The following is a 21,433-nucleotide window of genomic DNA, read 5'->3' as shown; positions in this document are numbered from 1 at the left end:
CCAGCAGCCGGTCACGGCGGGCGCAGGCCCGAACAGCTTCCCCCGAAGGTCCACGGCCCCGAGGGATCGCCGGGTGCCGGCCCGCACCGCCCGACAGCTGCCGCCCCGGCGGCGTGCGCCGGCGGAGGCCCGCCCGCGGGCCTTCGCGATGCCCGCCCGGGCTGCGGGAGCTCGCGGCCCCCTCGGCGGGGCGGGCATTTCCCCCGGCGGGTGTCAGCTCCGCCAGCGCAGCACGGTCTCGCGGATGGGGTTGCGGAACTCCCGGTCGTCGCGCCGGTGGGCCACCCATTCGTCCTTCATGCGCATCCACCATTTCGCCTGGGTGTCGGCATCGGGGATCAGCATCAGGCGCGGGTTGTGCTCCAGCCCCTCCTTCTGCTTCTGCACCACGGCGCGGTCCTGGTCGATGAACACCCGCGCGAGGTGGCGCAGCAGCGGCTTGAAGGGCCGCATCCAGGGCAGGGACCACCAGATGAGCTGGATCACCTCCGTCGTGCTCTCGGTGAGCGGGGTGATGGCGGTGACGGAGACCACCTGGTGCGTCTCCCCCGCGATCTCCTCGATGCGCAGGCCCGGCAGCATGTAGGAGATCTGGGTTTCCACCTTCCGCCCCAGCGGCCGGTAGGCGATGTTGCGGCCCGGCACCTGGTGGCGGACCATCGACCAGCCCAGTTCGGAGGGGGCGAAGTGCTTCTCCTTCGCCTTCAGCGTGGCGGCGTCCTTCTTGAACCACCACGAGGTGTGCACGAAGGCGGCATGGGTGGGGTCCATCAGCCCGAAGGCCGCGTGGTCGGCCGAGCAGTCGAAGGGCATGGAGACGAACGCATCCGGCGCCTTGTCGAAATGCGGGAAGGCCGGCGGCGGGCCGGAGGGTGTCTCCCCCCGCTCGCCGAAGAAGATCCAGATGACCCCCTGGCGCTCCACGCAGGGATAGTCCCCGGTGTTGATCTTCGAGATGTCCATGCGCTGGCCGGGGGCGAGCGAGGGGATCTCGGTGCAGCCCCCGCCCTCGCCGAACCGCCAGCCGTGGTAGCAGCACTGCACGGTGGTGCCGTCGAAGCTGCCGTAGCGCAGCGGGATGCCCCGGTGCGGGCAGGCGTCGCGCAGCGCGAACACCCCGCCGTCGGACTTGCGGCAGATCAGCACCGGCTCGTTCAGGAGCGTCTTGGCCAGCATCTTGCCGGGTTTCAGCGCCGTCCCGGGGGCCGCGACATACCACAGCCCGCGCATCAGATCGGCTTTCGTGCCCTGCATGGCGGGCCCTCCTCTGGGAAACCTGAGCGGTTATCTAGGCCGGCGCGAGGGGGGATGACAAGGCGCGGACGCCCCGGCGACAGCCCCGTCACGCACCGGGCACCGTGCGGCCCCCGGAACTTCGGGCCGGCCCCGTGCGTTGCTCACATGAATACACACGCCCTGACACGCAACAGCTGAAGAACACGGAGGCCAGACCCTTGGACCTTATCCGCATCCTGATCGCCATCCTCATTCCCCCGCTTGGCGTCTTCCTGCAGGTCGGTATCGGCGGCGCGTTCTGGCTCAACATCCTGCTTACCCTGCTGGGCTACATCCCCGGCATCGTGCATGCCGTGTGGGTGATCGCCCGGCGCTGAGGCGGACAGGCCCGCTGCCACGGGCCGCACCGCCCCGGCGTGCAGGGATGCCGGCCGGGGGCGTGGGGAGGCTCTCCCCCCTGCCCCCGGACTTCGGCGCAACGCCCCGCCCGCGCCCCTGCCCGGCGCCCTGCGAAGCTCCCTGACCCGCACAGCCACCCGTTGAATCGAAAAGACCCCGGCAGGAGCACCTGCCGGGGTCTTTCGCATCTCGGGTGCCGCGGAAGGCTCAGGCCAGGGCGGCCTTGGCCTTCTCGACGATGGCGATGAACGCCGCCGGCTCGTGCACGGCGAGGTCCGCCAGCACCTTGCGGTCCACTTCGACACCGGACTTCGAGAGCCCGTTGATGAAGCGCGAATAGGTCAGCTGCTCGTCATGCGCCCGGACGGCCGCGTTGATGCGCTGGATCCACAGGGCGCGGAAGTTGCGCTTGCGGGTCTTGCGGTCGCGGGTCTGGTACTGGAGCGCCTTGTCCACGGCCTGCTTGGCGACGCGGATGACGTTCTTGCGGCGGCCGTAGTAGCCCTTGGCTGCCTTGCGAATGCGTGCGTGGTTGGCGTGGGTGACAACGCCGCGTTTGACTCGTGCCATCTCTCGCGCTCCTTAACGGCCGTAGGGCAGGAAGCCCTTGACGATCTTTGCATCCTGGTCGCACAGCACGGTGGTGCCGCGTGCGTTGCGGATGAACTTCGTGGTGCGCTTGATCATGCCATGGCGCTTGCCGGCCTGGGCCACCTTGATGTGGCCGTTCGCCGTCACCTTGAAGCGCTTCTTCGCGCTCGACTTGGTCTTCATCTTGGGCATTTCGGTCTCCGATCATAGAGAATGTTCTGAGGCAGCACGGCAGCCCTTTCGGCCGGTTGCCCCGGTTCGGAAGCCGGGCTTATAGGCGCAAGCCCGGCCCTTGGCAAGAGGCCCTTATTCGGGCTCACCCTCGAAGATCGCCTTCTCGCGCACCGGCGCGATGCGCAGGATGTTCGTGGTGCCCGACACGTTGAACGGCACGCCCGCGGTCACGATGATGCGGTCGTCCTCCGTGGCGAACCCGGCACCGCGGGCAATGCGCGCGGCCAGGATCACCGCGTGCTTGAAGCGGTCCACCTCGTCGGTCTTCGCGCAGTGCAGGCCCCAGACGAGGCACAGGCGGCGCGAGGTCGACAGGATCGGGGTGAGCGCCAGGATCGGCACGCGCGGGCGCTCGCGGCTCACCATCTGGGCCGTGGTGCCCGAATGGGTGAAGCAGGCGATGGCGCGGACATCCGTGGTCTCGGCCACTTCGCGGGCCGCGGCGGTGATCGCGTCGGAGGTGCTGCCGTGCTTGGCGGAGCGCGAGGCCTCGATCACCTGACGGTAGATCGAATCGGACTCCACGGATTCCGCCACGTTGTTCATCGTGCGCACCGCTTCCACCGGATACTGCCCGGCGGCCGATTCGCCCGAGAGCATCACCGCGTCCGCACCCTCGTAGATGGCCTGCGCCACGTCCGAGACCTCGGCGCGGGTCGGCACCGGCGAGGTGATCATGCTCTCCAGCATCTGGGTCGCCACGATCACCGGCTTGCCGACGGCGCGGCAGCCGCGCACCAGGCGCTTCTGGATCGGCGGCAGCGATTCGACGGGCAGCTCCACCCCGAGGTCGCCGCGCGCCACCATGATGCCGTCGGAGGCCGCGAGGATCGACTCGAAGTTCTGCACCGCGGCCGGCTTCTCGATCTTGGAGATGATCAGCGCCCGGTCGCCGACCAGCGCGCGGGCCTCCTCCACGTCCTCGGCGCGCTGCACGAAGCTCAGTGCCAGCCAGTCGATGCCCAGCTTGCAGGCGAATTCCAGGTCCGAGAGGTCCTTCTTGGACAGGGCGGCGAGCGGCAGGATCACGTCCGGCACGTTCACGCCCTTGCGGTCGGAGATCTCGCCGCCGACCATCACCTCGGTCTCGGCGGAGGTGCCGTCGCACTCCAGCACCTTGAAGCGCATCTTGCCGTCGTTCACCAGCAGCGTGGCGCCGGGGGCGAGGGCCTTGAAGATTTCCGGATGCGGCAGGCGCACACGCTCGGTCGTGCCCTCGGCCTCGTCCATGTCGAAGCGGAAGCGCGCGCCGATCTCCAGCGTCTCGCGGCCGTTGGCGAAGGTGCCGCAGCGCAGCTTCGGCCCCTGGAGGTCGGCGAGGATGGCGATGGGCCGTTCCAGCTCCAGCTCGATTTCCCGGATCAGGCGGTGCCGCTCACGGATATCGTCCTGCGTGCCATGCGACATGTTGAGGCGGAAGACGTCGGCGCCCGCCTCGAACAGATCGCGGATGACTTCTCGGGTGCTGGAGGCCGGGCCGAGCGTGGCCACCACCTTTACATTACGGTTACGTCGCATCGTGCAATCCTGTCAGATAAGGGGGCGCGGAGGCCGGGCGCTGCGTTTATAAACACGCTTTGCTGAATGAGTGAAGGAATGCCAAGCGACATATCCTTGCTTTTTTGCAATTTCCTTCCTCAGTTCCTTGCCGCCTGCGCAGTTTCGCGGCATGTCTGGCCGCCATGATGACAGCACATGAACCGGTCGAATTCGTGAACATGGAAGGCAGTCCCGGCCTTCTCCTGCTCTGTGACCACGCCTCGAACGCGATGCCGGAGGGCGACCTGGGCCTGCCGCCCGAGGAGATCGCCCGCCACATCGCCTGGGATCCGGGCGCGCGCGGCGTCACCCTCGCGCTCTCCGCCGCCTTCGATGCGCCGGCCCTGCTCACCCGCCAGTCGCGCCTGGTGATCGACCCGAACCGCGGGGCGGACGATCCCACGCTGGTGATGCAGCTTTATGACGGCACCATCATTCCCGGCAACCGCGGCATTTCCGAGGCCGACATCGCCCGGCGCCGCGCCCTCTACTATGATCCCTACCACGGCGCGATCACCGCGCGGCTGGACGCGCTGGCCACCCGGGGCGTCCAGCCCGTGCTGGTCTCCATCCATTCGATGACCGCGCAGCTGCGCGGCAAGCCGTTCCGGCCCTGGCAGTTCTCGGTGCTCTGGCACGATGACGGGCGCATCGCCCGGCCGCTGATCGAGCGGCTGCGCGCCGTGCCCGGGCTCGAGATCGGCGACAACGAGCCCTATACTGGTGCGCTGGACGGCGATACGATGAGCCGGCACGGGCTGGGGCGCGGGCTGCCGCATGTCTTGATCGAGGTGCGCAACGACCTCATCTCCACTCCGGAGGGCGAGGCGCTCTGGGCGGCGAAGCTTGCCGGCCCGCTCGCCGACGTGATCGCCGCCTACCGAGCAGGAGAGAGATGATGGACGACACCACCCGCACCGAACTCGAAGCCGCCGCCTTCCGCCGCCTGGTGGAGCATCTGCGCACGCGCACCGACGTGCAGAACATCGACATGATGAATCTCGCCGGCTTCTGCCGCAACTGCCTGAGCCGCTGGTATCAGGAGGCCGCCGCGGAGCGCGACATCGCGATGACCAGGGACGAGGGCCGCGAGATCGTCTACGGCATGCCCTACGAGGAATGGCGCGCGAAGCACCAGACCGAGGCGAGCGCCGAGGCGAAGGCCGGCTTCGCCGCCAATCCCCCCAGCCACTGACCCTGCCCTCCGCAACCCGGCGCGACCCCGCCACGGCCGCGGGGCCTCCGGTGAGGTTTCTGACGCCCCGCATACCACCGGCGCCAGGGGCGTTCACCCGTGGGCAGTCCGCAGCGCCGGCGGTTCGATCCCGGCGCCAGCCTCCCTCGCGACCGTCCCGGCCGGAACGGCTCGCGCCGCCGGGTGCTGAGGACGAGACCACCCTCGCCACCGGGCCGTCCGCCCCGGTGAAACCTGCGTTCCCGCACACCCGGGCCCGGATCGGCCCGCGCTTCCCGATCCGAAGTCCGGCCGCGGCGCCAGACTGTCAGGCACGATGTAACTCGCGCCCGCGCCCGCCCGGGCCCGAAACGGCCCGCGCCTGCCGATCCTGAGGCAGAGGCCGCCCGCGGCGCCGGGTCGTCCGGCCCGGTGCAAACTGCGCGCCCGGGAGCGGCCGCGCCTCCCGGCCTTCAGGCGGAGAGCGGCCCGCAGCGCCGGGCAGTCCGGCCGGGAGCGGCCTGCGCCTTCCGCGCCGACGGGGCCGCGCGGTCAGGCCGGGGCGTGTTCGCGCTGGATCGCCGCCCAGGCGTCGTTGATCGCGGCGAGGCGCCGGGTGGCGAGCGTGATGGCCTCCTCCGGCACGCCGCGCGACACCAGCCGGTCCGGGTGCGTGTCGCGCACCAGAGCGCGCCAGCGCGAGCGGATGGTGCGGATATCGTCGGTGGGCGCGACGCCCAGCACGTCATAGGGATCGGGCTCCACCCCGGGCAGGTAGCGCGCGTGCAGGCTGCGGAACACCCGCGGTTCCAGCGCGAAGCGCCGCGCCACCTCGCGCAGGAAGGCGTCCTCGGCCGGATGGTAGTCCCCATCGGCGAGCGCGATGTGGAACAGGCCCTCGAGCAGGTCCTCCAGCACCTGGCGCTGGTTGCGGAACATCCGTGCCACCCGGTCTGCGTAAAGCTCGAACCCCGCCACGTCCTGGCGGGCGAGATTGTAGACGCGGGCCGCCTGGGCCTCGTCCTCCGGCGCGATGCGGAACACCTCGCGGAAGGCCTCCACCTCGCGGCGCGTGACATGCCCGTCCGCCTTGGCCATCTTGGCGCCGAGCGCGATGACGGCAATGGTGAAGGCCACGCTCTGCTCGGGCGGAGAGCGCAGTTTCGCCAGCACGTCCGCCAGCGACTCGCCGGACGCCAGCGCGGACAGGGCTTCGGCAATGCGGGTCCAGATCGACATTCCGGGGGTCCTCACCCAGCAGGGCGCCGCATCCGGGGTGCGGCGTGACAGCAGACTCAGGGCCCCGGCACGGGCGTTGCGCGCCGACCCTCTCTCCCCTGCAGAGTGACAGATCCCGCCGCGGATCGAAAGCGCCCACCTGCGCGTGCGATGAACGGCCGGTTACACGATGCCGTGGGCGAGAGGTGATCCGCCCTCCTGCGGCTGGCGGCGGAGGCCGCCCGCCCCGGCCCGCTGCCGCGGGCGGCCCAGGAAGGCCCCGGGAGGCCCACGGTCAGGTGAGCAGCTTTTGCATCAGCACCAGGGTCAGCCAGCGGTCGAACTTGCGGCCCACCTCCGGCAGGCGACCGACTTCGGTGAAGCCGAGGGCGCGGTGGAAGGCCAGCGAGGCGGTGTTCTCCGATCCCACGCCGCCGACGAGCGCGTGCAGCCCCTGCGCGCGGGCCCCGGCCTCGAGCGCCTGCATCAGCGCGCGCGCCCCGCCCCCAGCCCCTGCGCGGCGGGGCTCACGTAGACGCTGTGCTCGGCGGTGTGGCGGTAGCCGGGGAAACTGCGGAACGGCCCGCAGCCGGCGTAGCCGATGAGCGTGCCGCCGGCCTCGGCCACCAGCGCCGGGTGGCCGGTTGCGCGGCGCTCGGCGATCCAGGCCTCCATGTCGGCGGCGCTGCGCTCCTGCGTGGTCCAGGTGGCGGTGGTCTCGCGGATCTCGCGGTTCACGATCTCCGCCATCGCCGCCGCGTCGCGCGCCTCCGCCCCGCGTATCTCCATCGCTCCACGCCTCCGAATTGCCAAGCCCGGCGAGACTGACTAGACCGGTTGCGCAACGTCAAGACGGAGAGCTTCTTCATGTCAGCCTGGGATTTCTGGATCGACCGCGGCGGCACCTTTACCGACATCGTCGCGCGCGACCCCGAGGGGCGCCTCTCCTCCGCCAAGCTGCTCTCCGAGAACCCGGAGCGCTACGCGGACGCCGCCCTGCAGGGCATCCGGGACTTCCTGGGGCTGGAGGCGGAGGCGCGCATCCCCGTCGCCGCGGTGAACAGCGTGAAGATGGGCACCACAGTGGCCACCAACGCCCTGCTGGAGCGCAAGGGCGAGCCGCTGGTGCTGGTGACCACGCGCGGCCTGCGCGACCAGCTGCGCCTCGCCTACCAGAACCGCCCGCGGCTGTTCGACCGGCAGATCGTGCTGCCCGAGATGCTCTACCGCGAGGTGATCGAGGCCTCCGAGCGCCTGCGCGCCGACGGCACGGTGGAACAGGCGCTGGACGAGGACATGCTGCGCGCCGAGCTGCGCGCCGCCCGCGCCCGCGGCCTCACCGCCTGTGCCATCGTCTTCGTGCACGGCTACCGCTACCATGCGCATGAGGCCCGCGCCGGCGAGATCGCCCGCGCGGAGGGCTTCACCCAGGTCTCGGTCAGCCACGCGGTCTCGCCGCTGATGAAGATGGTGAGCCGGGGCGACACCACGGTGGTCGACGCCTATCTCTCCCCCATCCTGCGCCGCTATGTGGACCGGGTGGCGGCCGCGTTTGACGGCGACACATCCGGCAAGCTGATGTTCATGCAAAGCTCCGGCGGGCTCACCGATGCCGGGCTGTTCCAGGGCAAGGATGCCATCCTCTCCGGCCCGGCCGGCGGCGTGGTCGGCGCGGTGCGCACCTCCGCCATTGCCGGGCACGGGCGGATCGTGGGCTTCGACATGGGCGGCACCTCCACCGACGTGTGCCACTACGCCGGCGATTTCGAGCGCGTGATGAACACCGAGGTCGCCGGCGTGCGCATCACCGCGCCGATGATGAACATCCACACGGTCGCGGCGGGGGGCGGCTCGCTGCTCACCTTCGACGGCACGCGGCTGCGCGTGGGCCCCGAAAGCGCGGGCGCGAACCCCGGGCCCGCCTGCTACGGCCGCGGCGGCCCGCTGGCGGTGACCGATGCGAACCTGCTCACCGGCCGGCTGCGGCCCGAGTTCTTCCCGGCCATCTTCGGCCCCGGGGGTGACCGGCCGCTGGACCTCGCCGCCACGCGCGCCGGCTTCGAGGCACTGGCCGCCGAGATCGGCCGCAGCCCGGAGGAGGTCGCCGAGGGCTTCCTGCGCATCGCCACCGAGAACATGGCCAACGCCATCAAGAAGATCTCGGTGCAGCGCGGCTACGACGTGTCGGGCTACTGCCTCACCGTGTTCGGTGGCGCGGGCGCGCAGCACGCCTGCGCGATTGCCGACACGCTGGGCATGCAGACCTGCCTGATCCACCCGATGGCCTCGCTGCTCTCCGCCTACGGCATGGGCCTTGCGGACATCCGCGCCACCCGCACCCGGGCGCTGGAGGCCGAGCTGGGCGCGGACACCCGCCTGCAGGCCGCTGCCGACATCGACCGGCTGGGCTCGGAAGCGCTTTCGGAGGTCGAGGGCCAGGGCGTGCGCGCCGGACGCATCCGCCTCGCGCCGCTCCTGCACATCAAGGTGAAGGGCACCGACACCGCCCTGCCCGTGCCCTTCGGCGAGGAGGCCGACATGCGCGCCACCTTCGCGAGCGCCCATCGCCAGCGCTTCGGCTTCGACCCCGGCGACAAGCCGCTGGTGATCGAGGCGCTCTCGGTCGAGGCGATCGGCGAGGCGGCCGACCTGACCGAGACGGCCGTCGAGACCGAAACACGCCCGGAGGCGGAGCTGGACACCGCGCTCACCGCACCGGTCTTCACCGGGGGCGCCTGGGCCGAGGCCCGCTTCGTGCGCCGCGAGGCCATGCGCCCCGGCGACCGGCTCACCGGCCCTGCCGTGCTCGTCGAGCCTCACACCGCCATCGCCATCGAGCCCGGCTGGCAGGCGCGCATCACCGCGCATGACCATGTCGAGCTCACCCGCATCACCCCGCGCAACGATGCCGACGCCATCGGCACGAAGGCGGACCCGGTGATGCTGGAGGTGTTCAACAACCTCTACATGTCGATCGCCGAGCAGATGGGCGCGGTGCTGGAGAACACCGCCGCCTCCGTCACCATCAAGGAGCGGCTGGACTTCTCCTGCGCGGTGTTCGACGCCGCCGGCGACCTGATCGCCAACGCCCCGCACATGCCGGTGCACCTTGGCTCCATGGGCGCCAGCGTGAAGGCGATCATCGACCAGAACCCCGACATGGGCCCCGGCGATGTCTACGTGCTCAACGCCCCCTACAACGGCGGCACCCACCTGCCGGACATCACCGTGGTCACCCCGGTCTGGAACGACGCGGGCACGGACGTGCTGTTCTACACCTCCGCCCGCGGCCACCACACGGACGTGGGCGGCCTCACCCCCGGCTCCATGCCCCCCGACAGCCGCTCGATCCATGACGAGGGCGCGCTGATCGACAACTGGAAGCTGGTCGATGCCGGCCGCTTCCGCGAGGAGGAGACGCGGGCGCTCCTGCGCGCCGCGCCCTACCCGGTGCGCGCGGTGGAGACCAACCTCGCCGACCTGCGCGCCCAGGTCGCCTCCTGCGAGAAGGGCGCGCAGGAGCTGCGCCGCATGGTCGAGCAGTTCGGCCTCGACGTGGTGCGCGCCTACATGGCCCATGTGCAGGACAATGCCGAGGAATGCGTGCGCCGCGCCATCACCACCCTGTCGGACGCCGAGTACGTCTACCCGATGGACCCGGATTTCGACGGCACCGCGCGCGAGATCCGGGTGAAGGTCACGGTGAACCACGCCGCCCGATCCGCCACGATCGACTTCACCGGCACCACGGCCCAGCTCGCCACCAACTACAACGCGCCCGAGCCGGTCACCCGCGCCGCCGTGCTCTACGTGTTCCGCTGCCTGGTCGATGACGCGATCCCGATGAACGAGGGGGTGATGAAACCGCTCGATGTCATCCTGCCGCCGGGCACCATGCTCTCGCCGCGCTACCCGGCCGCGGTGATCGCGGGCAATGTGGAGACCAGCCAGGCGGTCACCTCGGCGCTGTTCCTCGCGCTCGGCGTGCAGGCGGCGGCGCAGTCGACGATGAACAACACCACCTGGGGCAATACCACCTACCAGTATTACGAGACCGTCTGCGGCGGCTCCGGCGCCGGTGTTCTGAATGACGGAACGGGCTATGCCGGCACCTCCGGCGTGCACACCCACATGACCAACTCGCGGCTGACCGACCCGGAGGTGCTGGAGTGGCGCTTCCCGGTGCTGCTGGAGGAGTTCTCGCTGCGCGCGGGCTCGGGCGGCGCGGGCCGTTTCCGCGGCGGCGACGGCACCACGCGGCGCATCCGCTTCCTGGAGCCGATGACCGTGGCGATCCTCTCCGGCCACCGCGTCACCCCGCCACCGGGGCTCGCGGGCGGCGCGCCGGGCGGGCTCGGCCGCACCCGGGTGGTGCGGGCGGACGGCACGGTGGAAGACCTCGCCTCCGCCGACAAACGTGAACTCGCCCCGGGAGACGTGTACTGGCTGGAAACCCCGGGCGGCGGCGGCTACCTGCCCGGCTGACGCGTGCAGGGGCCGCCGGCAGCGGCGGCCCCGCCGCATCGCCCTCCCGGGGCACGCGGCCCTGCGGAGCGTTCCCCGGTGCCGGGCGAACCGGCCTCTCCCCCTTTTGCAAGCCCCCGCTCCCGCGCGTCGAGCGCACCAGTTCCGGCCCGGTCGCCCCGACTCCCTTCCCTCCGCAAGAGTTCCGCGCCTGCTCCGCCTCAAGTACAGATCTTAGATCTCTGAGCTCAGAGCGGAGAGCGGAGAGCGGAGAGCGGAGAGCGGAGAGCGGGCATGCCCCGACACGAACTCCCGTGCCCCCCCCTGCCTGACGACGCCTCTGAAGATGCCACCGCCGCCCGGCGCGGAAGCTTGCACCGTTTCCACCCGGCGCGGGAGTCAGCAAGGCTTCTGCCCGGCGCAGAGGTTTGCAACGCCTCCGCCTGGCACGAAGGGCCGCGCCCGACCCTGGGTGGGCGCAGGGCCGCTTGTGGTGGGCGATTTATCTCGAAAGCCCCGGACGAGGGCTGAACCCCGAATGACATCGCCATCGCGCCCTCCCGGGGGGAGGGTCGGGCGCGGCCCGGGCTGGTCGCCCGGGCGGAAGGGCTGAGCCGTGCCGGGTGTGACCTTGTCGGCCTCATCGGCCCAACGTCTCGCAACTACCGAAGGGTCCGGGCGACCCGGGCGCCGCCGGGGCGGAGGCCCGGAGAGGCCTTCGCCACGCCCGCCGGGCTGCGGGGGCGAAGCCCCCTCGGCACGGCGGGCGTTCCCCGCGGGATCAGGGGCGGATGCGATGGGCGTGCAGGCGCTCGTAATGGGGCCGGGCCGCTTCGGCCAGTCGCGCCTCGGCGGCGCCGAGCACCGGGAGGGGGCGCGGCGACCAGGGGGCGAAGCCGGTTGAGGACCACAGGCTTCCGTACCAGTGCGCCGCCCAGATGCCGTCGTCAGGGTGCGGCCCCTCGGGCCAGGACAGCATCGCCGCGTCCCAGGGAATGTCGAGGGCGGCGCAGAGCGCGGGCAGCATCGCGGCCGGGTCGCGCAGGATGTCCTCGGCGTCGACCACCACGGGGGCATGGCCCAGCCGGTCGGCCTCGCGCGCGAACAGCTCGGCCTGCTTCTCGAAGCCGATGTCCTGCTGGTCCACCGCCTCGTGCTTGACCGAGTAGCTCGCCAGCACCGCCTCCGGCGCACGGATCAGGAAGGCGTTCGTGAGCGCCGCAGTCCAGCCCAGGTCCATGCCCGGCAGCATGTGGTGGGTCATGTGCTTCTGGTAGAGCACCGGCACCCCGCGCTCCTCGGTGGCACAGGCATGGGCGACGCGCGCCGGGTCCGTCTCGCCGGCGGCAATCGTCTCCGCGGCCATCGGGTGCGGCCGGTCCGTGGCCGCCAGGTAGGCGGCGTAGAAGGGCTCGTCGCGCACGGCGCAATCCGCCCGGGCGGAGAAGCTGCGCATCAGCGCCGAGGAGAGGTTGCGCGGGCCAGACCACATGGCGATGCGGCGGGTGGCGGGGCGGAGACTGTCAGGCATTGAAACGGTCCACGGCGTAGGGGGTGAGGTCGAGATTGGCCCGGCGCCCGGCGGCGAGATCGGCCACCATCCGGCCCAGCCGCGGCCCGATGGTGAGCCCGAGATGCTGGGAGCCGAAGGCCAGGATGACGCCCGGCGCGCGCGGGCTCTCGCCCAGCATGGGCACGCTGTCGGGCAGGCTGGGGCGGAAGCCCATCCAGCTCTCCTCCTCCTCCCAGGTGAGCCCGGGGTAGACCTTGCGCACCTGCCGGCGCAGCAGGTCCACCGGCGCGGCCGAGGGCGGCGCCGCGGTGCCGCCGAATTCCACCACGCCGGCCAGCCGCAGCCCCGCCTCCATGGGCGTGACGACGAACTTTCCGGCCGTGACCATGCAGGGGTGCGAGGGCGCATGGCTGGCGCCCCGCAACATCAGGTGATAGCCGCGCTCCGCCTCCAGCGGCACCGTGTAGCCCAGCCCCTCGGCGAAGCGGCGCGACCAGATGCCGGCGCTGAGCACGATGCGCTCGGCCTGAAGCTCCTCCCCTCCTGCGAGCGTGACCGTGCCGGGCTTCACGTCCGCCACCTCCGCCGCGCGCACCACGCCGCCGCCGGCCCGGAACGTCTCGGCAAGCGCGGCCACGTAGGGCCCCGGCGCGGTGATCCAGCCATGATCGGGGAAGGTGGCCAGAAAGCCGTGGCCGGGCTGCAGGCCCGGGTCGCGCGCCTGCAGGGCGGCGCCCTCGTGCTCCTCCCAGGTGAAGCCGTGCGCGCGCTTGAGGGCATAGGACATCGCGTCGGCCTCGAAGGCGGCGCGGTCGGGGTAGAGGAACCCGTACTCCCCCCGGCGGATGAAGCGCGCGGCCGGGGTGCCGGCGGCCAACGCCTCGTGCTGCTCCACGCTGTCGTTCGTGAGGGCGGCGATGTCGCCCACGATCGTCTCCATCCGCTCGCGCCGGCCGTTGCGCAGGAAGGGCACCAGCCAGGGCAGCAGCCGCGGCAGGTAGGACCAGCGCAGGAACAGCGGCGAATCGGGGTCCAGCAGCATCCCCGGCGCCTTGGCCAGCAGCCCCGGCACCGAGACCGGCACCACAGAGCAGCGTGCGAGCAGCCCGGCATTGCCGAAGGAGGCCTGCCCCCGGTCTCCCGGCGGAACCCGGTCCACCAGCGTCACGGCATGGCCGTCCCGGCGCAGCCACTCCGCGGCGCAGACCCCGGTGATCCCGGCCCCGACCACCACAACGCGCATGCTCATGTCCCTGCTCCCCCTCCGGATGCGACCGCCGAACGCTCAGCCGATTGCCCGGCGATGTCAATGACCTGCGGCGCGGGGCCCGAGCCGCATCGCGGGGCCGCCGGCCCGCTCCGGCCCCGCCCGCGAACCGCGCCACCCCCCCGCGGCACCGCCGCCCCATCACGCCCTTGCCGCCCCATCACGCCCTTTCCCGGCCTCCGGTTCACCCGGCCCTGCGCCGGGGAAGGCCACCACGGCCGGGCACGGTACCGCGCATCGTTCCGGAGCGCGAAGGCGGGCGACGGTGCGTTCCGCGGGCCGCGCTCCGCCACCCGGCAGGGGTGCCGGGCCCGGAGCATACGGCGGCCATGCGCCCGCACCAGTGCACCCGTCGGCCCCGGCGGAGCAGAACACGCCCCCGCGAAGGCTGCCGGCAAGGGCGCTCCCCTCGCCGCCGCAGGCGGAGGGGGCCGGGCCGCCGCCCCGTGCCCCTTCGGCATCTGACGGAACCGAACGGGTGCGCCCGCGTGCCCTTTCCTGCGACAGCGGGGCGACCGGACAGACCCGCGCCGCGGGGGCCGTGCCTGCGCCGGCTCCACCGCCCGGGCAGGTGCCCCGGCCCCTGTCCCGGCCAATCCGGCAGCGTTCATTCCCGTAGCGACAGGCGGATGTCATCGAGCATGTACCATTGCTTCAGGTATTCGCGGACCGCGGCTTCGAACAGGCCGGAAAGCACCCGGCCGGTGGCGCCCGCATCCGCGCACTCCGGCAGCGCTCATTCCTGCGGCGGCAGGCGCATGTCTTTGAGCGTGTACCATTGCTCCAGGTTCTCGCGGATCGCAGCTTCGAACAGGCCGGAAAGCACCCGGCCGGTGGCGTCCGCCTCCGCGCACTCCGGCAGCGCTCATTCCTGCGGCGGCAGGCGCATGTCCTTGAGCATGTACCATTGCTCCAGGTTCTCGCGGATCGCGGCTTCGAACAGGCCCGAGAGCACATGGCCGGTGGCGTCCGCCTCCGCGTTCGTCGATCGGGCCGGCGGCGGCAGGTGCGCCAGCAGGCGCAGGCTGATGTGGCCCGCGCCCTCGCGCACGAAATGGCAGGGCACCACCCGCGCTTCGGCAAGCGCGGCCAGCTTGAGCACGAAGCGCAGGTTCGAGGAGGCCTTCACGGGCCGGCCGAAGAGGGGGAAGGCGTTCTCCGCGTCGCGCACCTCGTCCAGGAACAGCACTGCGTTCTCCCCGCCCTGGCAGGCGAACCGGCGCAGCAGCGCCGGAAGGTGGCGGTCCGGCGGGAAGGCGTGGAGCCGGTGGCGGCGGCGCAGACGGTAGATCAGCCGGTTCTGGTAGCGGTTGGGCTGCGGCTCGTAGATGCCGAAGAACGTGCCGAGCTGCAGCACGCCTGCCCCCAGCCCCGCGGCCTCCCAGTTGCCCAGGTGCACGAGGACGAGGTACACCGGCTTCCCGGTGGCCTTCGCCTCCTCCATGATCTCGCGGTTGTGCACGGTGAGGCGCTCCGGCGTCACCAGTTTCCGAATGCAGGGATAATGGGCCCGCACGATTCCCGCGTTGCGGAACCAGGCGCGCAGCAGCCGGTCCTGGCCCGCGCGATCCCCCTTCAGCTCCGGGCGGATGCGCACCATGCCGCGGCGCATGAATTCCACGTAGGGCCGGTTCCAGTCCAGCCGCGCCACCAGCCCGCCGAGCGTGGCGCCGATCGCCGCGGCCGCGGCCGGCGGCAGAACCGACAGCACGTGGTAGAGACCGACCTGCGCAACACCGGTCAGCCGGTCGGTCACGTGGTAGCGCAGGAAGGCCCGGCGCGCGGCCCCGCCGGCGCGGAAATCGGCCAGGCCGGGAGCCCGCACCGGTGGCGGCGAGGTCCGCTCGAAGGGCACATCCGTGACCTTCACGCCGGCGCCTCCGTGAGCGGCTGCCCGGCGGCGGAGGCGGGCGCGCCGGCAGCCCTCGGGCGCAGGAGCATGGGCAGCGTGTCGCCCGGGCGCAGGGTGAGCCGGCACTGGGTGCGCACGACATGCCCCTCCGCGAGGTCCAGCTCGAAGGCCTGCGCCAGCGTGGCAAGGCACAGGATCGCCTCGGTGAGACCGAAGGTGAGCCCGGGGCAGATGCGCGGCCCGATGGCGAAGGGGATGTAGGCGTATTTCGACGGCCGCGGGGTGAGCCGCTCGTCGAAACGCTCGGGGATGAACTCGTCCGGGCGGCTCCACAGGTCCGGCTTGCGGTGCAGCATGAAGGGCGAGACCATCACCACCGATCCGCGCTTCACCTGCGTGCCGTTGATGTCGCCGTCCGCCAGCGCCTGGCGCCCGAGAATCGGCACCGGCGGGTAGAGGCGCAGGGTCTCCTCGATGATGGCGCGGGTGTAGGGAAGGCCGCGCACATCGTCGATGTCCGGCGCGCGGCCCTCCAGCACGTCGGCCAACTCGTCCTGCAGCCGGTCGCGCACACGGCTGCTCTGCGAGATGAGAAACCAGGCCCAGGCCAGCGTGTTGGCCGTGGTCTCGTGCCCGGCCATGAAGATCACGATCGCCTCGTTGCGGATCGCCTCGCGGTCCAGCGCCTCGGCCCCCTCCGCGCCCTCGGCGCGCGCGGCGAAGAGCTGGCCGATCACCGCCTCCGCGTCGCCCGTGCCCTGCTCGAACCGCTCCACGATCTCGTCGATCACCCCGTGCACCCGGCGCAGCGCCCGGCCCACCTTCAGCCCGCGCGGGCGGGGGAACCAGTCCGGCAGGCCGAGGACGGAGGGAATGTCCATCTGGTCGATGTGCTTCTGGTACTCCGCGAAGCCGGCCACGATCTCGGAAGTGTGCTCGCGCCCCAGCCGCCGGCCGAACACCGTGCGCGAGATGATCTCGGCGGTGAGCTCGGCCATTTCCGCCAGCACGTTCACCTCCGCGCCGTCGCCGAGGTCCTGCCAGTGCTCGCGCCATTCCACCGCCGTCTCGCACATCAGCGGCGAGAAGGAGCGCACCTTCGAGGTGTGGATGATCGGGCCCACCACGGCGCGACGGCGCTTCCATGTCTCGGAATCGGACACGAACAGCCCGTCGCCCAGCAGCGGCGCCAGCGCGTGGCGCATCTGCGGCGTCTTGCGCTGGAAGATCTCGTGCTTGGTCTGGAAGGTTTCCTGCACCAGCGCGGGGTCGTTCACCGTGTAGACGTCGAGCGCCAGGTAGCGGCCGTGGATGATCGGGCGGCGGAAGTCGTTCTCCGAGAACACCGCGATGATGTTCTCGCGGTAGAGCTTCATGATCTTCCACAAGGGGATCGGCGCGCTGCGCCGTTCGGGACACGGAGGCACGAACCTGCCGCCTTCGGCATCGATCGCGGCAAGAAACTCGTCGCTCAATTGCACGGTGGCGCGCGCCTTTTTCATCTGAGTGAGAGGGGGACGTGGACAAGCCTAGTCCAGTCCGGGCCCCTGCGTCCACCCGGGCGGGCTGCGGCGCATCCGCCACAGCCCGTGCCGTCACTCAGGCGGTGACCAGTATCGCGCGGAAATCGTTCACATTTGTCCGCGTGGGCCCGGTGACGACCTGCGCGCCGGCGGCCTCGAAAAACCCGTGGCCGTCAAAGCGCTCCAGCGCGCGGGCCAGCGGATAGCCCGCCTGCGCGGCCCGCGCCAGCGTGTCCGGCCCGATCACCGCGCCGGCCACCTCGGTCGCGCCGTCCACCCCGTCGGTGTCGCAGGCGATGGCGTGGATGCCCGGCGCGCCGTCCAGAACCTCGGCGAGGCCGAGCAGGAAATCCACGTTGCGCCCGCCCGCGCCGATTTCCCGGCCGTCCTTCGGCAGGGTCACCGTGGTCTCGCCGCCGGAGATCAGCAGCGCCCCGCGGCCCTCGGCGCGCAGCGCCAGCGCCTGCCGGCCCATGGCGCGGCCCAGCTCGCGGGCCTCGCCCTCCAGCGCGTCGCCGAGGATCTCGGGGTCATGGCCTTCCGCCCGGGCAAGCCCGGCCGCCGCCTCCAGCGAGGCGAGCGGCGCCGCGACCACATGCGCCTCGGCCCGCGCCAGCCGCGGATCGCCGGGCTTCACGCTCTCGTTCGCCGGGTCCTCGAGGGCCGCGCGCACCTGCGGCGACAGCTCCAGCCCGTATTTCGCCACGATCGCCCGCGCGTCCGCCAGCGTCGTCGGGTCGGCCACGGTGGGGCCGGAGGCGATGTTGATCGGGTCGTCCCCCGGCACGTCGGAGATCATCAGCGTCACCACCCGGGCCGGGTGGCAGGCCGCCGCCAGCCGGCCGCCCTTGATGCCCGAGAGATGCCGGCGCAGGCAGTTCATCTCGTCGATCGAGGCGCCGCAGGCCAGCAGCGCGCGGTTCACCGCCTGCTTGTCGGCCAGCGTCAGCCCCGGCGCGGGCAGCGGCATCAGCGCCGACCCGCCGCCGGAGATCAGCGCGATCACCAGGTCGTCGGGGCCCAGCCCGGCCACCAGCTCCATCATCCGCGCCGCCGCCGCCGCCCCGGCCTCATCCGGCACGGGGTGGGAGGCGGAGGCGATCCCGATGCCCGCGCAGGGCTCCTCGTGCCCGTAGCGGGTGATCACCAGCCCGGCCAGCGGCCCGGGCCAGCGACGCTCCAGCTCCGCGGCCATGGCGGCGGAGGCCTTGCCGGCCCCCACCACGACGACCCGCCCAGCCGGCGCCGCCGGCAGGTGCCCGGCCACGATGCGCGCCGGGCGCGCAGCGTCGACCGCCGCCTCGAACAGGCGGCGCAGGAAATCGCTCTCCCCGCTCATTGCAGCGGCAGCCCGTTGATGAGCACCGAACCGCCGCGCATCTCCACGGTGGATTGCAACGTGTCCGGCTCCGTTCCCGGCTGGGTGTAGGCCGAGGCCAGCCCGCGCACCAGCGCCAGCTCCTGCGGGGACAGCAGCCCCATGTCGCCGAGCTTGCCGGTGAGCGTGTCGAACCCGGAGAGGGTCACGTCCACGGAGCCTTCCGGGAAGGGCGCGGCCGAGCTGTTGTCCATCGTGGCCTCGCCGGTCGCCGAGATCCTGGCCCCCGCGAGGCTGAGCTCCAGCATGCCGAGCTTCACGCTCTCCATGTCCAGCGGGTTGGAGCCCGGCTCCGGCGGCGTGGTGGCAAAGCCGGCCGGGTCCTGGGTCCAGCGGCCCATGCCGGACATGTCGAGGCTGAGCTCGGCCGGGTCGCGCGGCAGCACCTTGCCGTCATCGAACAGGTCCCACAGCGCGTCGTCCATCTCCAGGTCCGAGAGGCTCAGGCCGAGGGCGAATTCCTGCGCCTCCTCCCGCATGCCCAGCGGCAGGGCGAGGCGCGCCTCCATCTGCTTGCCGGTGATCCCGGCGCCATCGATGGGCACGGCCGGATCGGAGAAATCCAGGGTGTAGTCGAGATCGGCCACCCGGCCGCTTAACTCGACCACCCCGTCCTCGATCGAATAGAGGGCGGAGCTGGGGCCGCTCTCTCCGCTCATGTGGACCGGGCCGGCGAGGGACGGCACGGTCATGTCCACCGCCGTGCTCTTCGCCCCGAGGCTCAGCGACACGCTGGTCGCCCCGCTGGTGAGGCTCGACAGGCTGTCGCCCTCGGGCATGTCCACGGCGAAATCCGCCTTGTATGCCTCATAGCTGAAGCGGCTCGTCGAAACCGCGTCTCCCGCGGAGCTGCTGCCGGGCACGAGCCTCTCCAGCGTCGGCGAGAGGGAGTAGGCCAGCGCCAGGGAGCTGGCGGTGAGCGTGCCGCTCACGTTGGTCTGGTCGGCGGAGACGGAGGCGTCGAGCTTGAAATCCTCCGCCTGCATCTGTCCGTCGCGGATCTCCGCCGGGGTCTGCTGGGCGATTTCCAGCGAGGAGGCGGTGACCGTGTGGTCCGTGCCGCCGTCGGTCGCGAGCCGGGCCACGGAGGTGAGCCCGCTGGAGGTGACGTCGAACACGATCGGCCCGCTGCCCTGCGGCGGGGTGACCGTGAGGGTCATCTTCTCGGGGAAGGCCAGAAGCACCGCGCCGCTGTCGAAGGCGGTGGCGGTGCCGCGCATCCACGGCGCCTGGATGCGCACCGCCTCGCCCGGCAGGGTGATCACCGGCTTGGCGTATTCCACCTCGTAGGACAGCGGAAAGCCGCCGATGATGCGGCTGTCATAGGTCACGGTGCCGCCGGCGGTGGCGATGCGCTCCTCCTCCGCGTCCAGCATGTCGCGCACGTTGCCGCGGAAGTAGAACCAGCCGCCCGCCCAGGCGGCGGTGCCCACGCCCAGCACCACCAGGAAGCCGAGGATCACCTTGTTCAGGCCGATCCCGCCCTCGGACGCACTGCTGTCGCCGCCGGTGGGGTCGTTGTCGCTGCTCATTCGGAGATCCTTTCCAGCCTGTCATCCGGGCGCGCGCCCTCTGGTCACGCCCGGGGAATTTGTTACACATGTGCCGTGCCGGGGGCAATCCGGCCCTTGGCACCGAACGCCCCGTCCCGCTCCCGCGCCGCACCCCGCCACGGGCGGCACCCCGCTCCCCGGCAGGCGCCGCCCGGTTCCGAAGCCACCGTATCCGCCGCCCCGCTCGTTCGCCCCACCCCGCAGGAGAGACACCATGACCGACGCGCTGATCGCCGGCGCCGGCCCGGCCGGGCTGATGGCCGCGGAGCGCCTGGCCGCCGCCGGGCTGAGCGTGCTGGTCGCCGAGGCGAAACCCTCGGTGGCGCGCAAGTTCCTGATGGCCGGGAAATCCGGCCTCAACCTCACCCGGGAGGACAGCGCAGAGGACGTCGCCCGCCTCTGCGGGGCCGATGCGCCCGGGGCGCAGGCGCTGCGCGCCGCCCTCGCCGCCTTCGGCCCGGCGGAGGTGCGCGCCTGGGCGGAAGCGCTGGGCCAGCCGATGTTCACCGGCAGCAGCCGCCGGGTGTACCCGGTCGCGATGAAGGCCAGCCCGTTGCTGCGCGCCTGGCTCAAACGGCTCACCGATGCCGGGGTGACCCTGCGCACCCGGATGCGCTGGACCGGGCTGGAGGACGGCGCGCATGTGTTCGCGGACGGCACCCGCCTGCGCCCGAAGGTGGCCGTGCTGGCCTTCGGCGGGGGCAGCTGGCCACGGCTCGGCTCCGACGCGGGCTGGACCGGCGCGCTGGACGCGACCGGCGTGCCGCGCGCGCCTTTCCGCCCGGCCAACATGGGCTTCGACGTGGCCTGGAGCCCGCACATGGAGCGGCACTTCGGCGCGCCGGTGAAGCCGGTGGCGCTGAGCTTCGGGGCCACCCGGTTGCGCGGCGAATTCGTGATCAGCCGCGCCGGGGTGGAGGGCAGCGCGATCTACGCCCTCTCCGCCGCCCTGCGCGACGCCTGCGGGCCGGAGGGCGTCACCCTCACGCTCGACCTCGCTCCGGACCGCGCGGCGGAGGCCCTTGCCGCGGCCCTCTCCCGGCCCCGCGGGAAAGCCAGCCTGTCCAACCACCTGCGCAAGGTGACCGGCCTGTCGCCGGTGGCGCTCGCCCTGTTGCGCGAGGCGGGCGCGCTGCCCGAGACGCCGGGGGCCCTTGCCGCGCGCATCAAGGCGACACCGCTGCATCTGGCGCGGCCGCGCCCGCTGGAGGAAGCGATCTCCTCCGCCGGCGGGCTCCGCTGGGAGGCGCTCGACGACACGCTGATGCTGCGGGCGCATCCGGGGCTGTTCTGTGCGGGGGAAATGCTGGACTGGGAGGCACCGACCGGCGGCTACCTGCTCACCGCCTGCCTTGCCACCGGGCGCCTCGCCGGCGAGGCGGCGGCACGCTTCGCGACCCGCGCCGGAAGCTGACGCCGCAACAGGCGGAACCGTCGGGCCGGCGCGCGCTCCGCGCGGGGTGACCGCGGCGCCGGTGCGACCGCCCCGGCG

At 72.0% G+C, this 21,433-nt stretch carries 19 protein-coding genes; 6 read left to right on the top strand and 13 right to left on the bottom strand.

Annotated features, from left to right (window positions below):
- Positions 1–213: 213 nt before the first annotated feature.
- Positions 214–1,254 (bottom strand): aromatic ring-hydroxylating oxygenase subunit alpha, encoded by a 1,041-nt coding sequence (locus tag FDP22_RS11485; protein ID WP_138573073.1) that lies wholly within the window; start codon positions 1,252–1,254, stop codon positions 214–216.
- 200 nt (positions 1,255–1,454) lie between these two features.
- On the opposite strand from FDP22_RS11485, the gene FDP22_RS11480 reads away from it, so the two are divergent.
- Positions 1,455–1,613, top strand: coding sequence for a YqaE/Pmp3 family membrane protein (locus FDP22_RS11480; RefSeq protein WP_138573071.1), 159 nt, complete (start codon positions 1,455–1,457; stop codon positions 1,611–1,613).
- Positions 1,614–1,842: 229 nt separating this feature from the next.
- Here FDP22_RS11480 and rplT read toward each other — a convergent pair whose 3' ends face one another.
- From rplT to pyk, 3 genes are all read right to left on the bottom strand, one after another.
- Positions 1,843–2,205 carry a 50S ribosomal protein L20 gene (gene rplT, locus FDP22_RS11475; protein ID WP_138573069.1) on the bottom strand — a complete coding sequence of 121 codons (363 nt, stop codon included), beginning with the start codon at positions 2,203–2,205 and terminating at the stop codon, positions 1,843–1,845.
- A 12-nt stretch (positions 2,206–2,217) separates the two neighbouring features.
- Complete coding sequence (gene rpmI / locus FDP22_RS11470) at positions 2,218–2,418, bottom strand: 50S ribosomal protein L35 (protein WP_138573067.1); 201 nt, start codon at positions 2,416–2,418, stop codon at positions 2,218–2,220.
- A gap of 114 nt (positions 2,419–2,532) precedes the next feature.
- A complete protein-coding gene (gene pyk, locus FDP22_RS11465; protein WP_138573065.1) occupies positions 2,533–3,978 on the bottom strand; it encodes a pyruvate kinase in 1,446 nt (481 codons plus the stop codon).
- A 164-nt stretch (positions 3,979–4,142) separates the two neighbouring features.
- On the opposite strand from pyk, the gene FDP22_RS11460 reads away from it, so the two are divergent.
- On the top strand, positions 4,143–4,898 hold the full coding sequence (locus tag FDP22_RS11460; protein ID WP_138573063.1) for an N-formylglutamate amidohydrolase: 756 nt from the start codon (positions 4,143–4,145) through the stop codon (positions 4,896–4,898).
- The gene (locus FDP22_RS11455; protein WP_138573061.1) at positions 4,898–5,194 is read left to right on the top strand and encodes a DUF1244 domain-containing protein; all 297 of its coding nucleotides are present in this window, start codon (positions 4,898–4,900) and stop codon (positions 5,192–5,194) included. Before FDP22_RS11460 ends, FDP22_RS11455 begins: the two co-directional genes overlap by 1 nt.
- Before the next feature lie 531 nt (positions 5,195–5,725).
- Here FDP22_RS11455 and FDP22_RS11450 read toward each other — a convergent pair.
- From FDP22_RS11450 to FDP22_RS25265, 3 genes are all read right to left on the bottom strand, one after another.
- On the bottom strand, positions 5,726–6,412 hold the full coding sequence (locus FDP22_RS11450; RefSeq protein WP_138573059.1) for a molecular chaperone DjiA: 687 nt from the start codon (positions 6,410–6,412) through the stop codon (positions 5,726–5,728).
- Between the two features lie 274 nt (positions 6,413–6,686).
- Positions 6,687–6,878, bottom strand: coding sequence for a GNAT family N-acetyltransferase (locus FDP22_RS25270; RefSeq protein WP_346728822.1), 192 nt, complete (start codon positions 6,876–6,878; stop codon positions 6,687–6,689).
- Complete coding sequence (locus FDP22_RS25265) at positions 6,878–7,180, bottom strand: GNAT family N-acetyltransferase (protein WP_346728821.1); 303 nt, start codon at positions 7,178–7,180, stop codon at positions 6,878–6,880. Before FDP22_RS25265 ends, FDP22_RS25270 begins: the two co-directional genes overlap by 1 nt.
- A 78-nt stretch (positions 7,181–7,258) precedes the next feature.
- Between FDP22_RS25265 and FDP22_RS11440 the strand changes: the two genes are divergently transcribed.
- Entirely contained in the window at positions 7,259–10,876 is a 3,618-nt protein-coding gene (locus FDP22_RS11440; protein ID WP_138573057.1) for a hydantoinase B/oxoprolinase family protein, read from the top strand.
- Positions 10,877–11,636: 760 nt separating this feature from the next.
- Here FDP22_RS11440 and FDP22_RS11435 read toward each other — a convergent pair.
- The 4 genes from FDP22_RS11435 to FDP22_RS11420 form a co-directional block, all read right to left on the bottom strand.
- Positions 11,637–12,386, bottom strand: a complete 750-nt coding sequence (locus tag FDP22_RS11435) for a sulfotransferase (protein WP_239031757.1) — start codon at positions 12,384–12,386, stop codon at positions 11,637–11,639.
- Positions 12,379–13,617, bottom strand: coding sequence for an NAD(P)/FAD-dependent oxidoreductase (locus tag FDP22_RS11430; protein ID WP_138573055.1), 1,239 nt, complete (start codon positions 13,615–13,617; stop codon positions 12,379–12,381). Before FDP22_RS11430 ends, FDP22_RS11435 begins: the two co-directional genes overlap by 8 nt.
- Positions 13,618–14,500: 883 nt before the next feature.
- A complete protein-coding gene (locus FDP22_RS11425) occupies positions 14,501–15,505 on the bottom strand; it encodes a lysophospholipid acyltransferase family protein (protein ID WP_170317667.1) in 1,005 nt (334 codons plus the stop codon).
- A complete protein-coding gene (locus FDP22_RS11420) occupies positions 15,502–16,863 on the bottom strand; it encodes a cytochrome P450 (protein WP_205910776.1) in 1,362 nt (453 codons plus the stop codon). Before FDP22_RS11420 ends, FDP22_RS11425 begins: the two co-directional genes overlap by 4 nt.
- Between FDP22_RS11420 and FDP22_RS25155 the strand changes: the two genes are divergently transcribed.
- Positions 16,862–16,993, top strand: a complete 132-nt coding sequence (locus FDP22_RS25155; protein ID WP_277884133.1) for a hypothetical protein — start codon at positions 16,862–16,864, stop codon at positions 16,991–16,993. The genes FDP22_RS11420 and FDP22_RS25155 overlap by 2 nt on opposite strands.
- A gap of 93 nt (positions 16,994–17,086) precedes the next feature.
- On the opposite strand, the gene FDP22_RS11415 is transcribed toward FDP22_RS25155, so the two are convergent.
- Both FDP22_RS11415 and FDP22_RS11410 read right to left on the bottom strand, forming a co-directional pair.
- Positions 17,087–18,349 (bottom strand): glycerate kinase type-2 family protein, encoded by a 1,263-nt coding sequence (locus tag FDP22_RS11415; RefSeq protein ID WP_138573049.1) that lies wholly within the window; start codon positions 18,347–18,349, stop codon positions 17,087–17,089.
- A complete protein-coding gene (locus FDP22_RS11410) occupies positions 18,346–19,920 on the bottom strand; it encodes a DUF2125 domain-containing protein (RefSeq protein WP_138573047.1) in 1,575 nt (524 codons plus the stop codon). The genes FDP22_RS11415 and FDP22_RS11410 overlap by 4 nt, the downstream gene beginning before the upstream one ends.
- 235 nt (positions 19,921–20,155) lie before the next feature.
- On the opposite strand from FDP22_RS11410, the gene FDP22_RS11405 reads away from it, so the two are divergent.
- On the top strand, positions 20,156–21,355 hold the full coding sequence (locus tag FDP22_RS11405; protein ID WP_138573045.1) for a TIGR03862 family flavoprotein: 1,200 nt from the start codon (positions 20,156–20,158) through the stop codon (positions 21,353–21,355).
- Positions 21,356–21,433: the final 78 nt, after the last annotated feature.

This window comes from Paroceanicella profunda (assembly GCF_005887635.2).
Classification (GTDB): Bacteria; Pseudomonadota; Alphaproteobacteria; order Rhodobacterales; family Rhodobacteraceae; genus Paroceanicella; species Paroceanicella profunda.
The sequence above is the reverse complement of the archived record's forward strand: the minus strand, read 5'-3'. Positions and strand labels throughout refer to the sequence as shown.